Genomic DNA, 17180 nt, shown 5'->3' with positions numbered 1-17180 from the left:
AAGGCTATACATTCTTATATAGGAGTGTATAGCCTTATATTTTATACTAAATGTTTCTTTTCAAGTAGATTTAATATTCATTGATTCATATGGATGAGTATAGAAGATATTTTTCTTAATTAATCTTAAGAATTTCATAGATAAAATTTTAATAACCTCAATTTAAAATAAGAAAATAGAAAATCACTTCAAGAAGTGATACCGTGAAAAAGTTTTAGGTTATAGAAAACTTTCAAATATTTTTTCACGAAAGATAAAAAGCGGAGGTTATCATGAAAAAAATAAATAAGGTAATTATGATGTCAAGCTTTTGGGGAGTAGTTGTGTATGTATTGTATAGATTTGGATTAATCACAACAGATTTGAATAAGATAAATGTTATTATTGGAAATGACCCAATTAAAATGAGATGTCTATTTGTATTTTTATCAACAGTGAAGGTAGCATTTTTAATTCCTCAAACTATTTTCATTATTGGTGGAAGTATTATATTTGGACCATATGAAGGGTTTTTATTATCAGTATTATCTCTAGCAATTTCACAGAGTATTATGTATGTTGTTGGAAAGTTCTTTCAAAAACAATTGTTAGGAGAAACATTCTTAGAAAAAAATAAAGAAATCATATCAATTCTTAAGAAATATGGTTATAAGGTTTTAGCCTTGGGAGTAGTTTGTCCGGTAACCCCTTCAGATTTATTCACTGTTTCAGCTGCTTGTATAAAATTAGACTATAAAAAATGTATTGCAACTATAGTAATGGCTGATGCTCCTATGATATTTTTGTATGGATTTCTGGGAATTGGGTTTAAGGAATCAGTTGGTTTTAAAATTTTAGTGGTTATCCTAATTGTTTTTATATCATATTACACTTTTTATATATGGAATAAGGTTAAAAAGTCTTAAGAATTCTTAAGACTTTTTTCTGTAAAAGCTTAATATTTGAATTTTATACTAACCTCATATTAATCAAGGGGGAAGATAAAATGGATATTAGCAAATTTATAAAACAATATATAAAGAATCCGAGAATAGTAGGAGCTGTAACACCAAGCTCAGAAAAGTTATGTTGTAGAATGGTTGAAGATATGTTGAATTACCTAAAAGTAAAAGATATTAAGTAGCATCGTCATTATTTTAAGATCGTTAAAAGAGGAGAGAATATAGTAATTTTAATAAAATGAAAGCCAGCGGAGTTATTCGCTGGCAAGAATAAAGGCTTATAGCCTTAACATAAGCCACTCGTTGGACGGGTGGTATTTGTTATAAGTAACACTTAGAAAGTTGGTGGTAAAATTGGGAAGAATGTGTTGCAAAAATATGGGCATTTTATTATGCTGATATTTTTAGTTGGTGCTTTTACAAATTTCATACATATACCTCCTTTAAGTAAATAAGATTACATAAGAAACATATTTTACCTATGGATTTACAATTTCATTCTATATTACCTTACTAATAAATGTCAATATATTTTAAAAATACATATTAAGTAATTTTTAACCATATCATTTTAAGCAATATGGAAATGATGCATGGATATCTCCAGTTTGAGCATGGGTAATGCCTCGGCAACCACCATGACAGTTTATAACATGTTCACAAGAGGTACATCGACCTTTCAGACAAGTATCTGAAAAATTGCTTGTTGGTCTCATACGTTCATCTTTGTAAATATCCACAATACTTCGATTATGAATATTTCCTACAAGAAATTCTGAATTTATCATAGATGTACATGGGTAAATATTACCTAAGGTATCAAGATATAATTGTCCTTTACCTGCAAAGCAACTATGAAAATAGTGGTATGGTGGCATGCTCCCAAAAGCTGGATCAAATAAGATGCGAAGATTTTCATTTTCAATTGAACTTTCTGCGAATTCTCGAAGATAAGTAAGATCATCTTTTGAAAACAAGAATTTTTGGGAGATTTCTGGTTTCTTTCCACGACCTACAGGTACAAACCCACAGAATCGGACTGTATTAATTCCCACCTGCTTAGCAAGCTTCAAGTATGAAGATGCATCGTCCAAGGTTTCCGAACAAAGCAACATAGCCAAGTTTGTATTCATACCTAATTTTTGGCTGTTAAGAGCACCATTTAGAACGATCTCAAAGTCAGACTCCAAACATTTTCGTATCTTTGCGTTACGGGCTGGAGTAGATCCGTCCAAGCTAACTTGAACTATTTCAAGACCAGCGTCTTTTAGGCTTTTTGCACGGCTTTCGCTAAGTAGTAGCCCATTAGTGGTGAGACCTGAGCGTATACCAAAAGATTTTGCGTAGGCAATCAAATCTTCTAAATCATTTCGTAGTAACGGTTCTCCTCCAGTCCAACCTATGATTTCGACTCCAAGACGTGCAATATCTTCAATAATTTTGTAGCACTGAGCAGTGGATAACTCAGGAACGAATTGATCTGAATTAGCAGCAGCAGTATAACAATGTGGGCAAGCAAGATTACAGCGTCGAGTAATTTCCCATCCCACCATTTTTAGGTTTATTTCATCATTAGATTCCTCCAAATCACTTTTTTCAATTGGGTCTTGGGAATCTTCGTTTATACTTTGAAAACTAATATTTTCATCTTGCTCAATAAGATGGGCTTTTTTGTTTACCATAGCTATATCCTCCTAATTCTCAATATTGTCTTGTAAATATGTTAGTTCCAATACTTCTTTTAGGTTATATTTCCAATTTTCACATTCTGGCTTAGAACCATTCATTAAACCATTATAAGGACATCCTCCCATACAGATGGGCAGTACATTACATTTTAAACATTCTTCATGGTCAAAGGGAGACCAGAACATATAATCAACATTCTGCATGTACATTTTTTCATTGGGGTCATTATGCCTTTCTAGTACATGCCCTACAGCTCTATCAGTTTCACCTACATCACACCAGCATTTATACATATACCCTTCTGGATCTAATACAAAGGTCCCAATATTATCAGCACCACAATAATTTGTCTTCATGGTAGGATAGAAGCCTAGGAAATTACCATTAGCATCTATGTTAAAACCATTTTGAAAAAGTTTTTGTTGATATTTTAGATTCTCCTTTGAATATTCTTCAGAATTCATGCAAGATTCACTCATAGAAACGCAAGTTCCTGTTTGATCAGTTACTTTGCCAAAGCTTATAGAAACATCTCTCAAATTATTTTCAATCAACATATCTAAAAATTCATCTATGCTATCCATATTTGTTTTATCTATATTCATTCGTATTATTATGTTAATATTGTTTTTCTTCAACTTTTTTATGTTAGACAATATTACCTCGAAGGTACCTTCATTACTATTTTTCAAGATTCTTCTTGTATTATGAATATTTGCAGGTCCATCTAATGTTACTTGGATAGAATTTATTTTTAAGTCATTTAATTTAGAAATAACAACATCATCCAAAAGATAACCATTTGTAACCATTGCAGCACCATAATTGGTATTATGTTTCTTACAAATTTCAATGATTTTTTCAGACATATCAAAAACCACATTTTTTGCAATAAGAGGTTCTCCACCATACCACAAAATGTTAATATCTTTTCTTTTTATTGCTTCTTCAGTTATCCAAGCTATGAGGGCATCTGTAACGTTTTTATCCATTATTCCGCTCTTAGGATTTTCATAACAATATGGACAAGCAAAATTACAACTTAATGTAGGGGCTATAGTAAGTTGCAAGCTATTGTTATTGAATTTCCCTGAAAAATGTTCATATTTTAGAGCTTTAAGCTCATCAAAATCATCGTTTAATATGTACCTACCTAAAAGCATATTATCAATTAGAGTTTTTTCCTCATCTTCTAATTCATCATAGTTAATATGATTTATATTTTCAATTATGTTTATAAAATCATCGTCTACTTCTGCGAGAGCGCAACTCATGCTATTAAATGCCATAGTTTTTCCATCTTCCAGATTCCAAATCAAATTATATTGTGATACTTTCATCGGTTTTATTTACTCCTTTTATAAAAATTGTGTTTTATAAAGTTTTTAATAATATAGAAGTTCCATTATTAAAGCCTCTTTAAAGTGAGACATATGTAATCATTCTAAATTCTAATAATCTTCTTTTAGTAAGTTTTTTAGTCAATATTCTGACAATAAATACAATTTTAACTCTATGTACCAATTATATCATAACGTTATTTAATTCAAATAGATAAATTGTAATAAAATGCAATCTAAATTAAAAACCATATCGGCAAATCTACCGTCTAATAAATATAAGTAAAAAATAATCTGTGATATCATGGTATAAAGAAGAGGGGGATTATTTCAAAACGGTGAGATTATTACATAATTAAAAAAGTTGGGGTGAGAATTTTGAATATAGAAGAAAAGGTTAAGCTAGCACAAAAGGGGGATGAAGAGGCTTTTTCAACATTAATTTATGAAAAGAAAGAAACACTGTATGTTACTGCATATAGCTATGTTAAAAGCAAAGAAGATGCTTTAGATATAGTGCAAGAGACAGTATATAAAGCTTATAAAAATATTAAAAAATTAAAGGAGCCAAGATTTTTTAATACATGGTTAACTAGGATATTAATAAACACATCTATAGATCATGTAAAAAAGAATAGTAAGGTTACTTATTTATCCGATGATACAGGAAGAAGTTTAAAATTAGAGGAAAATAGAGAAGAAATTATAGACATCCAAAGAGCTATACAAAACCTTAGTGAAAATTTAAAGACTATTATAATACTTAAATATTATCAAAACTTTACCTGTGAGGAAATTTCACAGACTCTCCAAATGCCAATTGGTACAGTAAAAACAAATTTACATAAGGCTTTAAAGACACTTAGAGTAGAGTTTAAGGAGGAGTTGCTATGATAGATGAAAAAAATTTGAAAAATTCTTTTGAAGATGTTGAGATACCAAAGGAGTTAGATTTTGCTATAGAGAAAGGCATAAGAAAGGCTAAAAGAAGCAAGAAAACAAATAGAGTTTCTCTTTTAGCTGCTTCTCTAGCTGTGGTAGTAGGTACTTCATTTATTATAAAAAATCAAGTTAGTCTAAGTCATAAGGATTTTGTTTCTAATGATATAACCATAACATCTGTTAGTGATTTTGAGGAATTACCGAAGATTAATGATTTTGATAATCTTGAAGCAATCTTAAAACAATATTCAAGCAGCAGTAGATATGGTGGGGTTGTAAGTAAGAGTACAGAAATTGCTACTGGAGGTACAGCAGATATGCTTACTGGTAACATGCAGGATACAGGTAAATCTGAAAATGTCACTACAAATAATCAAGTTCAAGGAGTCGAAGAAGGCGATATAGTTCAAACTGATGGAGAATATATTTACTATGGAAAGAATAGCTATGAAAATAATAGTAGTATAGCCAAGGTTATTATCACAAAAACTAATTCAGCTGGAAAACTAGAAAAAACTAAAGAAATAGTATTTAGTGATAGTGGTCACAGTAGCATAATGAATCTATTTATTAAGGGCGATAAACTTATAGTTGAAGGATATCAAATTGAAGCAGGGGACAGTAGTATTGTTAAAATCTATAATATTAGAGATAAAAATAACATTACTTTAGAACAGGCTTATAATATCGATGGAAATTTTGTAAGGGAAAGAATGATTGGAGATAAGCTTTATTTTATAACTTCAAAATACCCATACCCAGTTTATGGTCTTCCATCAACAGAGCAAGAAAAAGCTAAGGAAAATATATTGCCTAAAATAACTTGTGAAGATACCACAGGAAAAAAAGTTACAACAGAAATTTCTTTGGAAGATATATGTTATCTTCCAGGAATGAATCCAAGTGCTTTTGTTACAATATCAACTATAGACATGGCTAAAGGAACAATAAACAACTATACTATGTTGGGAGACACCAGTAATATCTACTCATCTATGGAGAATTTATATTTGATTGGACAAAGCTATGAAAATATTGATGGAAAAGAGATGGCTACAACTAAAGACATAATGATTCCGACAAACCCTGAAACTACTATTTATAAATTTAAATATACAGAGGATGGAGTAGCTTTTGTAGCAAAAAATTCTGTATCAGGATATGTATTAAATCAATTCTCTATGGATGAATATGATAATACATTTAGAATAGCAACTACTAATTTTCAAAACGATATAAAAGATCAAGATAATAACATCTATATATTAGACGATAAATTACAGCTTAAGGGTAAATTAGAGCACTTGGCTAAAGGTGAGAAAATATATTCCGTTAGATTCCAAGAGGATAAAGGCTATATGGTTACCTTTAAAAACACAGATCCTTTGTTTGTAATTGATTTAAGCGATGCTACTTTACCAAAGATTCTTGGTGAATTAAAGATACCAGGTTTTAGTAGTTATCTCCATCCTTATGATGAAAACCACTTAATTGGACTTGGAAATGATACAAAGGAAATTGAGGGCAATGATGAATTTGTAAAGAGAAGTGGAATTAAACTTTCTCTCTATGATGTTAGTGATAAGCAAAATCCTAAAGAAATGTATAAGGAGATAATAGGATCAGAGTATATTTACTCAGAGGCTTTAAATAATCATAAAGCATTTTTCTTTAATAAGGAGAATAATTTAGTAGGTTTTCCTGTTACTGATTATAGTTATAACAATAATAATAAAGGATTTTATATATTTAAGGTAGATATAAATAGCGGTATACAAAACTTAAGCTATATTAAGTTGGACTCCAGTTCAGAGTACTGGTATGAGGGTGATAGAATTTTCGCTCTTAAAGATAAGTTATATGCAGTAACTAATAATAACATACAGAGTTATGATATTAAGACGATAAATAAATTAGATGAATTAAGATATTGATATATAAGTCTAAAAACAAAAACTATATAAGATACAGTTAAAATTGTATTTAACTGATTAAAGCTTCTTGGCTCTTGTGGGTTTACTCACAAGAGCTTTTCAAATATATAGGTTCAAATGAAGAGTATCCATAGACTACATAGATCGATCTTTTAATATTTTTTTAGAAACTCGATGTAGTTTTGATAACAGAGAGTATACATATACATACTATATTGCATAAATATTAAATATATTTAAATGTCTAGAGTATCTTAGCATAAATAATAATTACTCAAATATAAAAACACCATATACTTTTATATACATCATATCCATAATAAGTAATTGGAAAGGTTTCATTCAAATTGTAAAAAAAATATATAAAATAAATTTTCATTTGTAAACCTATACCATGGTTTACAATGAATGTATGAAGGAGTAGAATGTATAGCATACCTTTATGATGCATATAAAGAGTAAAAATACAGATAGCTATTTGTATAAATAATCAAAATGTGGAATTGTTAGTTAAGGGGTTAAAGGTTAAATAAATTAAGCATGCCAATTTATTTATACAAAATTTTATCCTAACTTAATTAGAAAACCACTATATACCAACATACTATATTACTATTTTAAAATTTAAATTACACAAGATTTAAGGAGGACATTATGTTTAATAATGTAAAAAAGAAGATACTTTCTATTGTTGCAGCCGGTGCTATGTTGATGGCATTAGTCCCAAATATAAATGTTGCAGCAGAAACAACTTATTCTAATTTAACTGGAAATGCTAATGTTAAAAAACCTTCTGTTGGAGGTAAATTACAACTACTAAACAAAAATGGTATAAAAACTCTATGTGATAAAGATGGAAATCCAATTCAATTGAGAGGTATGAGTACCCATGGTCTACAATGGTTTCCTGGGGTAGTTAATAATAATGCTTTTGCAGCCCTTTCTAATGATTGGAATTCTAATGTAATTCGTCTTGCTATGTATGTTGCTGAAGGGGGATATGCAACAAACCCATCAGTTAAACAAACTGTCATCAACGGAATAAACTATGCAATTGCAAATGATATGTACGTTATTGTAGATTGGCATATGATGAATCCGGGAGATCCAAATGCTAGCGTATATTCAGGCGCGCAAAGCTTCTTTAATGATATTTCTACACTATATCCAAATAATAAAAATATAATTTATGAGTTGTGTAATGAACCTAATGGTGAAAATGGTGGAGTAACGAATGATGCAACTGGTTGGGCTCAGGTAAAATCATATGCAACTCCTATAGTACAATTACTTAGAAACAAGGGAAATGAGAATCTTATCATCGTAGGAAATCCATTCTGGAGTCAAAGACCTGATTTAGCTGCAGATAATCCTATTAATGACTCAAATACAATGTATTCTGTACATTTTTATAGTGGTACTAATCCAATATCAACTGTAGACACTAATAGAGATAATGCTATGAGCAATGTAAGATATGCTCTTAACCATGGAGCTGCTGTTTTTGCAACAGAATGGGGAACTAGTTTAGCTACTGGTACTACTGGACCTTACCTAGCTAAAGCAGATGCGTGGCTAGATTTCTTAAATGGAAACAACATAAGCTGGTGTAACTTTTCAATAAGTAACAAGGATGAAAAAGCAGCTGCACTTAATAGTTTAACAAGTCTTGATCCAGGTTCTGATAAGTTATGGGCAGATAATGAATTAACCACTTCAGGTCAATATGTACGTGCTCGTATTAAGGGAGCTTATTATGCTACACCAGTTGATCCTGTAACAAACCAACCAACAGCACCGAAAGACTTTTCTTCAGGCTTTTGGGACTTTAATGACGGTACTACACAAGGTTTTGGTGTAAATCCAGATAGTCCAATAACTGCTATTAATGTTGAAAATGCTAACAATGCTTTAAAAATCAGCAATCTTAATAGTAAGGGTAGTAATGATTTATCTGAAGGAAACTTTTGGGCCAATGTCCGCATTTCAGCTGATATCTGGGGACAAAGTATAAATATATATGGAGACACAAAACTAACAATGGATGTTATAGCTCCAACACCTGTAAATGTATCAATCGCAGCTATCCCACAAAGTAGTACTCACGGTTGGGGAAATCCTACAAGAGCTATACGTGTTTGGACAAACAACTTTGTAGCACAAACTGATGGAACCTATAAAGCAACTTTGACCATTTCTACAAACGATAGTCCAAATTTCAATACTATAGCTACAGATGCTGCTGATAGTGTAGTAACAAATATGATTCTATTTGTTGGTTCAAATTCAGATAATATTTCTTTAGACAATATAAAGTTTACTAAATAAAATAATAAAATAATCTTGCAACTGGCGGAAATGGAATTAACCATAGGGAGCAGGATTTTAGAAAAGTATCGACCGTCTGGGTAAATTAATATTTATCCAGACTTTTTATTGTTTTACGAATACCACAGGTTTTACCTGTGGTTCTAAAAAGCTTCTAGCGATGAGTAGAAAAAAAGAATACCTCCAATGTAAAATGGTAGTAGGTTTGCCGACCACAACCAAAAGTACAAAGGAGGTATATCCGTAATGGATAATAGTAGTTTAGCACATAGTAAATGGAATTGTAAATATCACATAGTCTTCGCACCAAAGTATAGGAGACAAATCATATATGGAAAAATAAAAGCGGATATAGGGGTAATACTTAGAAAGTTATGTGAATATAAAGGAGTAGAAATTATTGAAGCAAATGCATGTAAGGATCATATACATATGCTTGTAAGTATACCTCCGAAGTTAAGTGTCTCTCAGTTTATGGGGTATTTGAAAGGTAAGAGTTCATTGATGATTTTTGACAGACATGCAAATTTGAAATATAAATATAGGAATAGGCAATTTTGGTGTAAAGGCTATTACGTTGATATAGTTGGAAGAAACAAAAAGATAATAGAAGAATACATAAAGAATCAAATACAGGAAGATTTAGCATATGAACAAATGAGCTTGAAAGAATTTATTGACCCGTTTACGGGTGAATCAGTAAACAAAGGCAAAAAATAAAGCACCTTTTAGGTGCAGCCAGTAAAGGTATGCGGTTGGCAAACCGCTCAATGTGCGAGTAGCACGGCCAGTAACATGCCCTTATAGGGCTAAAGCAAACCACCCGTTTGACGGGTGGTCCTGATTATTTAGAAAAGAGGTTGCTAAGGTTGCTGTGGATAATCTGCAACAAGATAGCTTTAAGCTTTTTAATATAATTATGGAGGTGTTAAATGATGAAAGAATTCATTTTAAAATATGGATGTAATCCACATCAAAAACCAGCTAAAATTTATTCAAGGGAAGGAGAAATGCCATTTAAGATACTAAATGGAACTCCAGGATATATTAACTTTTTAGATGCTTTTAATTCTTGGCAATTAGTTAAAGAATTAAAGCTAGCATTAGATTTGCCTGCAGCTACTTCTTTTAAGCATGTTAGTCCAGCTGGTGCTGCAGTAGGACTCCCCCTAAGTGATGCATTGAAAAAATCATATTTTGTTGAAGATATAGATTTATCTCCTGTAGCAGCTGCCTATGCTAGAGCTAGAGGTGCAGATAGAATGTCCTCCTTTGGAGATTGGGTTGCTATAAGCGATATTGTTGATTTGCCAACAGCTAAAATTTTGAGTAGGTCTGTTTCAGATGGAATAATTGCTCCAGGGTATACTGAAGAAGCCTTAAAGTTACTAAAGAATAAGAAAAAGGGTAATTATTGCATAATTGAAATTGACTTTGATTATGAACCACAAAGTCTTGAAAATAGAGAGGTTTATGGTATTACCTTTGAGCAGAAGAGAAATGATATAGTAGTTAATTATGATATGTTGAATAATATAGTAACAGAAAATAAAGAAATTCCAGAAGAAGCAAAAAGAGATTTAATTATAGCTATGATAACTCTTAAATATACCCAATCAAATTCTGTATGTTATGCTTTTGATGGTCAAGTAATTGGCTGTGGTGCTGGTCAACAATCTCGTGTTCATTGCACTAGACTTGCAGGCTCAAAGGCTGATATATGGTACTTAAGACAACATCCCAAAATGCTTAACTTACAGTTTAAAGAAGGTGTGACACGTCCTAATATAGATAATGCCATAGATCAATTTTTAAGAGATGATGTAACTGAAATGGAAAAGGCAAGCTGGAGTGAGATTTTTCAGGTAATGCCAACTCGGTTAACCAAGGAAGAAAAAGCTCAGTGGCTTTCAACCTTAAAGGGTGTTTCCTTAGGCTCCGATGCATTCTTTCCATTTCGTGATAATATTGATAGAGCTGCTGAAAGTGGGGTACAATTTATTGTTCAGCCTGGTGGTTCTATAAGAGATGATATTGTAATAAAAGCTTGTGATGAATATGATATGGTTATGGCTTATTCCAGTTTAAGGTTATTTCACCATTAACAGAGCAATATATTATCAATTAAGTTAACTATGGTTAGAAATATGTAGTATTAGTAATGTCGAAGGGCTTAAATATAAAGTAAAAAATACTTCCCAAATTTATTCTTAAAATTGGGAAGTATTTTCTAATTATATATTACCACAAAATTACTTGAATTTCAAGTCTTGTACTGACCTGGAGTTAGGAGTACTGTATGCTTAGGGGTGATTATAATGGATAAAAATATGGTTTTAGCATTCCAAGATATACAGAAAAAACAAGCCGCAATTGAGCTAGGAGCATGTAATGAAATAACAATAAAATATGGTTTGGCTCTATCTGATACAGATATTAATGAATTGGTTGAAAATCGTTTTAAGTCATTAAAAGATACAGGAAGAATTGAGTTTTCTGAAGGAATTTTGAAAAAGATAGTGGAAGTATTTTGTGATTCGCCTTATATAATGCAACAGAATTATAAAGACACATTAATGGAGATACAGGAGACCTTCTATTTCTTTAAAAATGAAGCCATGGATCAGATAGCGGATGATGAACTTATCGAGTTTATGAAAAGACATTTTGATGGAAAATGTCAAGGTTCTTTGGAGTATCTAAGTGGAACTACTTTAGAGGATCTTTGTAGAAATACAAGATATGGATATGAAGTTGATGATACAGATATTTACGGGCACGAATTTTAGGAAATATAGAGAAGATACTTTTTATGTTTAGTAAGGTTAATACAGGAGGTATTATGGAGGAAAATAACAAGAGTTTAATGGCGTTTTCAGATAATATCCAAATAGGTAATGATATAAGTGATGAAGATAGAATTCTTATTGAAGCTAAGCTATGGAAGCTTCTTGGCAAGCGCACTGAGAGATATACAATGGGTGATAGCACATCAATTCCAGTAGAAATAGCAGAAGAATTATTAAATTCAATTTTTTTTTCCTTAGAGTTAGAATTAAGAGAACTAACTAATGTAAGTGAAGTACTGATAGAAAAGGATATAAATGATTTGTTAGAAGCTTCTTGGAATAAAATAACCTCTTTGATAGATGAAGGGAAGAATTTATTAGAATTAGTTAAGAAAAGCTCAACTGATGTAGAAAATATATCATATAATGATACATTAAATGAAATAGGTAAATTTTTTTATAAATATAATTATAGATTTTTTGCTCATAAGATAGACTGTAGCATAGATTATCAACTTTCTAATCCTATATCAGAAAAGTTCCAGGGAATTGAATATATAAATGAATATTTAAAAGCACTACTTATTGAAAATGAGTTTTGTAGATGTTTTGATAAGGATAATATTAGTTATATTCTAAATCGTCAGAGTTCTGATTATAAAGAACTATTAATTAATATTTTTGATCCAATACTAACAAATTCTATAGGACTTAATATTTTAGGTGAGGATATATTAAAATTAGAGATTACTCCACTGCAGAGGGAAACTTTATTAGAAATTTTTAGAAAATTATCCAAACCTGAAACTCTAGCAGGATTAAAGAACTCAGTAAGGAGAATATGTGATATTTTAGGGATAGTTGATAATGAAAATATAGAATATATTCAAAAATCAGCTATGGATATTTACCCTAGAATTGAAGTAGGCGTATCTACAGCAAATATTGATAATGTATTTTTATCCTTTAAGTATGAAGATGATTTAAAAGAAAGTAGATTTATAGATAATGATACTATGGATGATGAAAGGTTACGGGATTTAATCGATGAGATAAACGATTGTAGGTTTATCTGCGATAAGATTGCAATGGTAAAAGAAGCGGTGCATAGTTTAAGTGACCTATTGGAAGTGTTAAGTATATGTTTTTGGGAAGATGAAGTGTTAGAATTATTTAAAGAACTTTCAGTGGAAGAGATTTATATTATCAAAAATCACTTAGATAGTAAAGTTGAAGCACACAATTCAGAGTCTGGATGGGAAATTAAATTCAAGCAGTATATAAATTCTTTTAAAGTTCCATAACTATAGAGCACAAAAAGAAAAATTTTTATATGAAAAACTTAGTAATTTTTAATGATGTTTGTTATAGAAATATTTATTATAATATTTCTATAACAAAATTTTTAATATAATTAGGATGCCTCTAGTGAATATTAATTGAGTAATTTAACTATAAATTGCTAGAGATGTATTCTAAATTATAGCATTTTATGAATACGTATACTATTAAACGAGGAGTGTATATAATGAAATACAATAATCCAGTAGTTAAAGGCTTTTACCCTGACCCAAGTGTATGCAAAGTAGGGGATACATATTATCTTGTATGCAGTTCATTTCAATATTTCCCAGGGGTTCCGCTTTTCGAGAGCAAAGACCTTGTTAATTGGAAGCAAATCGGACATTGTCTTACAAGAAAAAGTCAGATACAACTTGAAAACGTAAACAGCTCTGGTGGAGTTTTTGCACCTACAATAAGATATAATAATGGTCGTTTCTACATGACAACTACCAATGATACAACTCATCAGAATTTCTATATATGGACAGATGATATCTATGGTGAATGGTCTGAACCTATATTCGTAGATCAGGGTGGAATTGATCCATCCATGTACTTCGAAGAGGGTAAAACATATTTTATGAGTAATGGCGAAGATGATAATGGAATCAGTGGTATTGTTCAATGTGAAATCGATGTTGAAACAGGCAAAAAGCTTACACCAAGTCAAACAATATGGCAAGGTTCTGGCGGACGTTATCTAGAAAGTCCTCATCTATATAAAATTAATGGTGGGTACTACCTTATGGCAGCAGAGGGTGGAACTGAGTATGGTCATATGGTAACATATGCACGTGGAAATTCTCCTTTTGGTCCTTTTGAAGGATATGCTCATAACCCTGTTTTGACAAATCGTAATTTAGGTGGTTATGAAATACAAGGAGTTGGTCATGGTGACCTTATCCAAGATAATCTAGGAAATTGGTGGATACTTCATTTAGGCTTTAGACAAATTGGTAGATGGGCTACGTATCATCATCTTGGACGTGAAGTCTTCCTTACTCCAGTTACCTTTAATGAGGATGGATGGTTTACAGCAGGACATAATGGTACAACAATAGGTTCTTTTGATATAGAAAATATAGATGCTAATGTTGTTCAAGAAGAGAAAAAATGCGATACCTTTGAAAATACTGAATGGAATTTGGATTGGTGTTACTTACGTATTCCTCAAACAGAGAACTATGAAATTAGTGAAAATAAGGTGATTATTAAAGGAACAGAGGTTACTCTTGACGAAGCAGATTCTCCAACATTTATAGGAATTCGTCAAAGAGATTTCAATGCTAAGATTTCCTGTGATGTAGCTATTTCAGAAGGTGAAGGTGGTATCACTATCTATATGGATGAAAACCATCACTATGATTTAGCAATACGCAAAAGTGAAGCTGGTTATGAGGTTATTGAGAGACTTAATATTGGTGATATAAAATCAGTAGAAAAAACTATAGCTTTGGACAATGTAAATAATGCAGCCCTTGTTATTAATGCAAACAATTATTTCTACAGCTTTTGCATTAAAACCGAAACTGAGGAAATTCAACTTGGAACAGCACAAACTAGATATCTTTCTTCAGAAGTTGCAGGCGGATTTACTGGGGTACTAATAGGTTTATATGCTCAAAATGAAAGTGGTACTAATTCTGCTGAGTTTACAAACTTTAGGTGTGAATATCTTTAAGATAGTAAGGAATAGTTTTTTTAAAAAACTAGTAGATAGTCTATAAGAATAAGATAATGAGATATTAAATAGTTGTTAGTATTAAATGAACTGCAAATAAAAAAATCTACACATCCTCATTTACATGGGAGTGTGTAGTTTTTTTATATAGTGTATCTCAAAGAATTTACTATTTGCCAGAGTATATTGCTTCAATCTTATCCCAATCAACTACGTTCCACCAGTTATCTATATAGTCGCTACGTTTTTCGTGGTATTTTAAATAATAAGAATGTTCCCAAAGATCTAGACCTAAAATTGGTTTAATCCCGTCGAAGATAGGGCTGTCTTGGTTTCCTGTTGTAATAATTTTAAGTTGATTATCGTTGTCTTTAATAAGCCATGCCCAGCCACTGCCGAAAACATCTAGTGAAGCTTTTTTAAAGTCATCCTTAAATTTATCAAAGGAATCAAAAGATTTTTCTATATCCTTTTTTAACTTCCCATTTGGTTCAGATTTTTTACTTTTACTCATAATTGAAAAGAAAAATCCATGATTATAATAACCACCTCCATTGTTTCTTACAGTTCTTCTTATATCGTCTGGAAGTTTATCTAAAGACATAAGTAACTCTTCTATGGTTAATTTTTTTAATTCTGGATATTTATCAATTGCTTGATTTAATTTTTCTGTGTAAGTGACATAATGTTTATCATGATGTAGCTCCATAGTTTCTTTATCTATATATGGTTCTAAGGCATCATATGCATATGGAAGAGGCTCAACCTTGAATTTCTGTTCTTCTTTAGAAAGAGCTTTTATTGGTAAACTTGAGTTAAGAAAATTTAGGGCTATTGCAGCGAAAATGATATAAGTTATTCCTTGAATAATTTTAATTTTTCTTCTCATGATTTCCATCCTTTCTTCCTTAGATTATATATTAGTTATGCCACATTTCTTTCTACATAAACATGAAAAATTGTGGTAGTTTAATTGATTTAATTTCAATAAAATAGACTATAATACTATATACATAGAGCCTATATATGGGAAGTGATTTTTAGAACACATTTCAAAAATAAACACAATACTATATAATAAAGTTACCGGTTATTTAAAACAAATATGGAGTAGAATTATCAAAAAATATTTAAGGTGAGTGAAAAATGAAAACGATTAAAGTGATTAGTATTATATTTATAATAATTCTTTTTAGTATAATATCAGGTATATATTTCTTAAAACCTAAACCTATTGCAAAGCCTACAGCTGCAGTAACAATAGATGCAGATCTTTCTTTTGCTGTATTTGGAGATGTTCATGAAAACATTGAGCATTTTCAAGAAGCTATCAAGGATTTATACACAATTAATCCTCACATGGATGCTTTAGTATTAAATGGCGATACTGTAGATCAAGGGCTTCAAGAACAATATGATTCAGTGAAGAAAATATTAAGGGAAAATGAAGAGTTGCTTCCTAAAATAATTATTAAGAATATAGGTAACCATGAGTTTTTTGATTATAACTTAGAGGTAAATTCACCGCAGCAAGTTCAGGATTTTATAAATAGATACCTTGAGTTTTCAGGGGAAGAAAAAGTATACCATGATACTTGGGTAAATGATTATCACTTTATCTCATTAGGTTCGGAGGATGGTAATTCTGAAACCATAAATTCTAGTACAGCGCTTATATCTAAGGAGCAGCGAAATTGGTTAAAAGAAAAACTGGCTGAAAATTATCAGAAGGGAAAGCCTATATTTGTATTTTTACATCAACATTTAGATAGTAAAAATACAGGGTGGATTGGAGTTCAAGAAAGTGAACAAGTTAGACAAATATTATCCCAATATCCAGAGGTAATACTTTTTACGTCTCATACTCATAGAGATTTAGATGAGAGTAGTGTGGTTTTAAATCAACCTTTTACAATGGTGCATACTGGAGCTATTCATTATACTCTTATACCTGATCCAAATAGTGAAAATGGGAGAAGAGACGAGCCGTATATTAAAGCTGTTTATATTGAGGTCAAGGACAATAATGTTGTTGTTAAAGGTAGAAATATTAAAGATAAGCAATGGATATTCACAAAAGAGTTGTAATAGGTTAAGAATTTTCTGATTGAAATGTTGACTTATCTGAAATATAAAAAGCTACTTGTACAAATAATATCGACTATAACATCCATTTAAGATATAGATGGATG

The 17180-nt window shown here is 30.9% G+C and carries 14 protein-coding genes and 1 riboswitch; of the genes, 11 read left to right on the top strand and 3 right to left on the bottom strand.

The window, feature by feature from the left end; all coding sequences use genetic code 11:
- Window positions 1-272 precede the first annotated feature (272 nt).
- Together CLOCEL_RS18280 and CLOCEL_RS18275 are read left to right on the top strand one after the other, a co-directional pair.
- Window positions 273-905 carry a VTT domain-containing protein gene (locus CLOCEL_RS18280; RefSeq protein ID WP_010073676.1) on the top strand — a complete coding sequence of 211 codons (633 nt, stop codon included), beginning with the start codon at window positions 273-275 and terminating at the stop codon, window positions 903-905.
- 80 nt (window positions 906-985) lie between these two features.
- Window positions 986-1123 (top strand): ribose ABC transporter ATP-binding protein, encoded by a 138-nt coding sequence (locus CLOCEL_RS18275; protein ID WP_010073675.1) that lies wholly within the window; start codon window positions 986-988, stop codon window positions 1121-1123.
- Between the two features lie 384 nt (window positions 1124-1507).
- Here the strand turns inward: CLOCEL_RS18275 and CLOCEL_RS18270 are convergent, their stop codons facing one another.
- A complete protein-coding gene (locus CLOCEL_RS18270) occupies window positions 1508-2623 on the bottom strand; it encodes a radical SAM/SPASM domain-containing protein (RefSeq protein WP_010073673.1) in 1116 nt (371 codons plus the stop codon).
- 12 nt (window positions 2624-2635) lie between these two features.
- A complete protein-coding gene (gene ctpM / locus CLOCEL_RS18265) occupies window positions 2636-3970 on the bottom strand; it encodes a radical SAM/SPASM domain Clo7bot peptide maturase (protein WP_010073672.1) in 1335 nt (444 codons plus the stop codon).
- Between the two features lie 378 nt (window positions 3971-4348).
- On the opposite strand from ctpM, the gene CLOCEL_RS18260 reads away from it, so the two are divergent.
- The 8 genes from CLOCEL_RS18260 (at window position 4349) to CLOCEL_RS18225 (ending at window position 14988) form a co-directional block, all read left to right on the top strand.
- Window positions 4349-4864: a sigma-70 family RNA polymerase sigma factor gene (locus tag CLOCEL_RS18260; protein WP_010073671.1), complete on the top strand. Its 516-nt coding sequence runs from the start codon at window positions 4349-4351 to the stop codon at window positions 4862-4864.
- A complete protein-coding gene (locus CLOCEL_RS18255; protein ID WP_010073670.1) occupies window positions 4861-6846 on the top strand; it encodes a beta-propeller domain-containing protein in 1986 nt (661 codons plus the stop codon). Before CLOCEL_RS18260 ends, CLOCEL_RS18255 begins: the two co-directional genes overlap by 4 nt.
- Before the next feature lie 654 nt (window positions 6847-7500).
- On the top strand, window positions 7501-9174 hold the full coding sequence (locus CLOCEL_RS18250; protein WP_010073669.1) for a cellulase family glycosylhydrolase: 1674 nt from the start codon (window positions 7501-7503) through the stop codon (window positions 9172-9174).
- Between the two features lie 7 nt (window positions 9175-9181).
- Window positions 9182-9263: riboswitch (ZMP/ZTP riboswitch) on the top strand.
- 157 nt (window positions 9264-9420) lie between these two features.
- The gene (gene tnpA, locus CLOCEL_RS18245; protein ID WP_013291935.1) at window positions 9421-9894 is read left to right on the top strand and encodes an IS200/IS605 family transposase; all 474 of its coding nucleotides are present in this window, start codon (window positions 9421-9423) and stop codon (window positions 9892-9894) included.
- 215 nt (window positions 9895-10109) lie between these two features.
- On the top strand, window positions 10110-11279 hold the full coding sequence (locus tag CLOCEL_RS18240; protein ID WP_010073667.1) for a phosphoribosylaminoimidazolecarboxamide formyltransferase: 1170 nt from the start codon (window positions 10110-10112) through the stop codon (window positions 11277-11279).
- A gap of 213 nt (window positions 11280-11492) precedes the next feature.
- On the top strand, window positions 11493-11963 hold the full coding sequence (locus CLOCEL_RS18235; protein ID WP_010073666.1) for a DUF6323 family protein: 471 nt from the start codon (window positions 11493-11495) through the stop codon (window positions 11961-11963).
- 53 nt (window positions 11964-12016) lie between these two features.
- A complete protein-coding gene (locus tag CLOCEL_RS18230; RefSeq protein ID WP_013291933.1) occupies window positions 12017-13267 on the top strand; it encodes a DUF6179 domain-containing protein in 1251 nt (416 codons plus the stop codon).
- Between the two features lie 224 nt (window positions 13268-13491).
- Window positions 13492-14988 (top strand): glycoside hydrolase family 43 protein, encoded by a 1497-nt coding sequence (locus tag CLOCEL_RS18225; RefSeq protein ID WP_010073664.1) that lies wholly within the window; start codon window positions 13492-13494, stop codon window positions 14986-14988.
- A 169-nt stretch (window positions 14989-15157) separates the two neighbouring features.
- Here the strand turns inward: CLOCEL_RS18225 and CLOCEL_RS18220 are convergent, their stop codons facing one another.
- Window positions 15158-15877, bottom strand: coding sequence for a superoxide dismutase (locus CLOCEL_RS18220; protein WP_010073663.1), 720 nt, complete (start codon window positions 15875-15877; stop codon window positions 15158-15160).
- Window positions 15878-16134: 257 nt separating this feature from the next.
- On the opposite strand from CLOCEL_RS18220, the gene CLOCEL_RS18215 reads away from it, so the two are divergent.
- Window positions 16135-17076 carry a metallophosphoesterase family protein gene (locus CLOCEL_RS18215; RefSeq protein WP_010073662.1) on the top strand — a complete coding sequence of 314 codons (942 nt, stop codon included), beginning with the start codon at window positions 16135-16137 and terminating at the stop codon, window positions 17074-17076.
- Window positions 17077-17180: the final 104 nt, after the last annotated feature.

The organism is Clostridium cellulovorans 743B (assembly GCF_000145275.1).
Classification (GTDB): domain Bacteria; phylum Bacillota; class Clostridia; order Clostridiales; family Clostridiaceae; genus Clostridium_K; species Clostridium_K cellulovorans.
Note: the sequence above shows the minus strand (reverse complement) of the source record. Positions and strands in the feature narration are given on the sequence as shown.

Coding starts and splice junctions, on each gene's coding strand:
- CLOCEL_RS18235 (WP_010073666.1), top strand. CDS start 11,493: ATGGATAAAAATATGGTTTTAGCATTCCAAGATATACAGAAAAAACAA.
- CLOCEL_RS18225 (WP_010073664.1), top strand. CDS start 13,492: ATGAAATACAATAATCCAGTAGTTAAAGGCTTTTACCCTGACCCAAGT.
- CLOCEL_RS18270 (WP_010073673.1), bottom strand. CDS start 2,623: ATGGTAAACAAAAAAGCCCATCTTATTGAGCAAGATGAAAATATTAGT.
- CLOCEL_RS18280 (WP_010073676.1), top strand. CDS start 273: ATGAAAAAAATAAATAAGGTAATTATGATGTCAAGCTTTTGGGGAGTA.
- CLOCEL_RS18255 (WP_010073670.1), top strand. CDS start 4,861: ATGATAGATGAAAAAAATTTGAAAAATTCTTTTGAAGATGTTGAGATA.
- CLOCEL_RS18240 (WP_010073667.1), top strand. CDS start 10,110: ATGAAAGAATTCATTTTAAAATATGGATGTAATCCACATCAAAAACCA.
- CLOCEL_RS18215 (WP_010073662.1), top strand. CDS start 16,135: ATGAAAACGATTAAAGTGATTAGTATTATATTTATAATAATTCTTTTT.
- CLOCEL_RS18220 (WP_010073663.1), bottom strand. CDS start 15,877: ATGAGAAGAAAAATTAAAATTATTCAAGGAATAACTTATATCATTTTC.
- CLOCEL_RS18250 (WP_010073669.1), top strand. CDS start 7,501: ATGTTTAATAATGTAAAAAAGAAGATACTTTCTATTGTTGCAGCCGGT.
- CLOCEL_RS18275 (WP_010073675.1), top strand. CDS start 986: ATGGATATTAGCAAATTTATAAAACAATATATAAAGAATCCGAGAATA.
- CLOCEL_RS18230 (WP_013291933.1), top strand. CDS start 12,017: ATGGAGGAAAATAACAAGAGTTTAATGGCGTTTTCAGATAATATCCAA.
- tnpA (WP_013291935.1), top strand. CDS start 9,421: ATGGATAATAGTAGTTTAGCACATAGTAAATGGAATTGTAAATATCAC.
- ctpM (WP_010073672.1), bottom strand. CDS start 3,970: ATGAAAGTATCACAATATAATTTGATTTGGAATCTGGAAGATGGAAAA.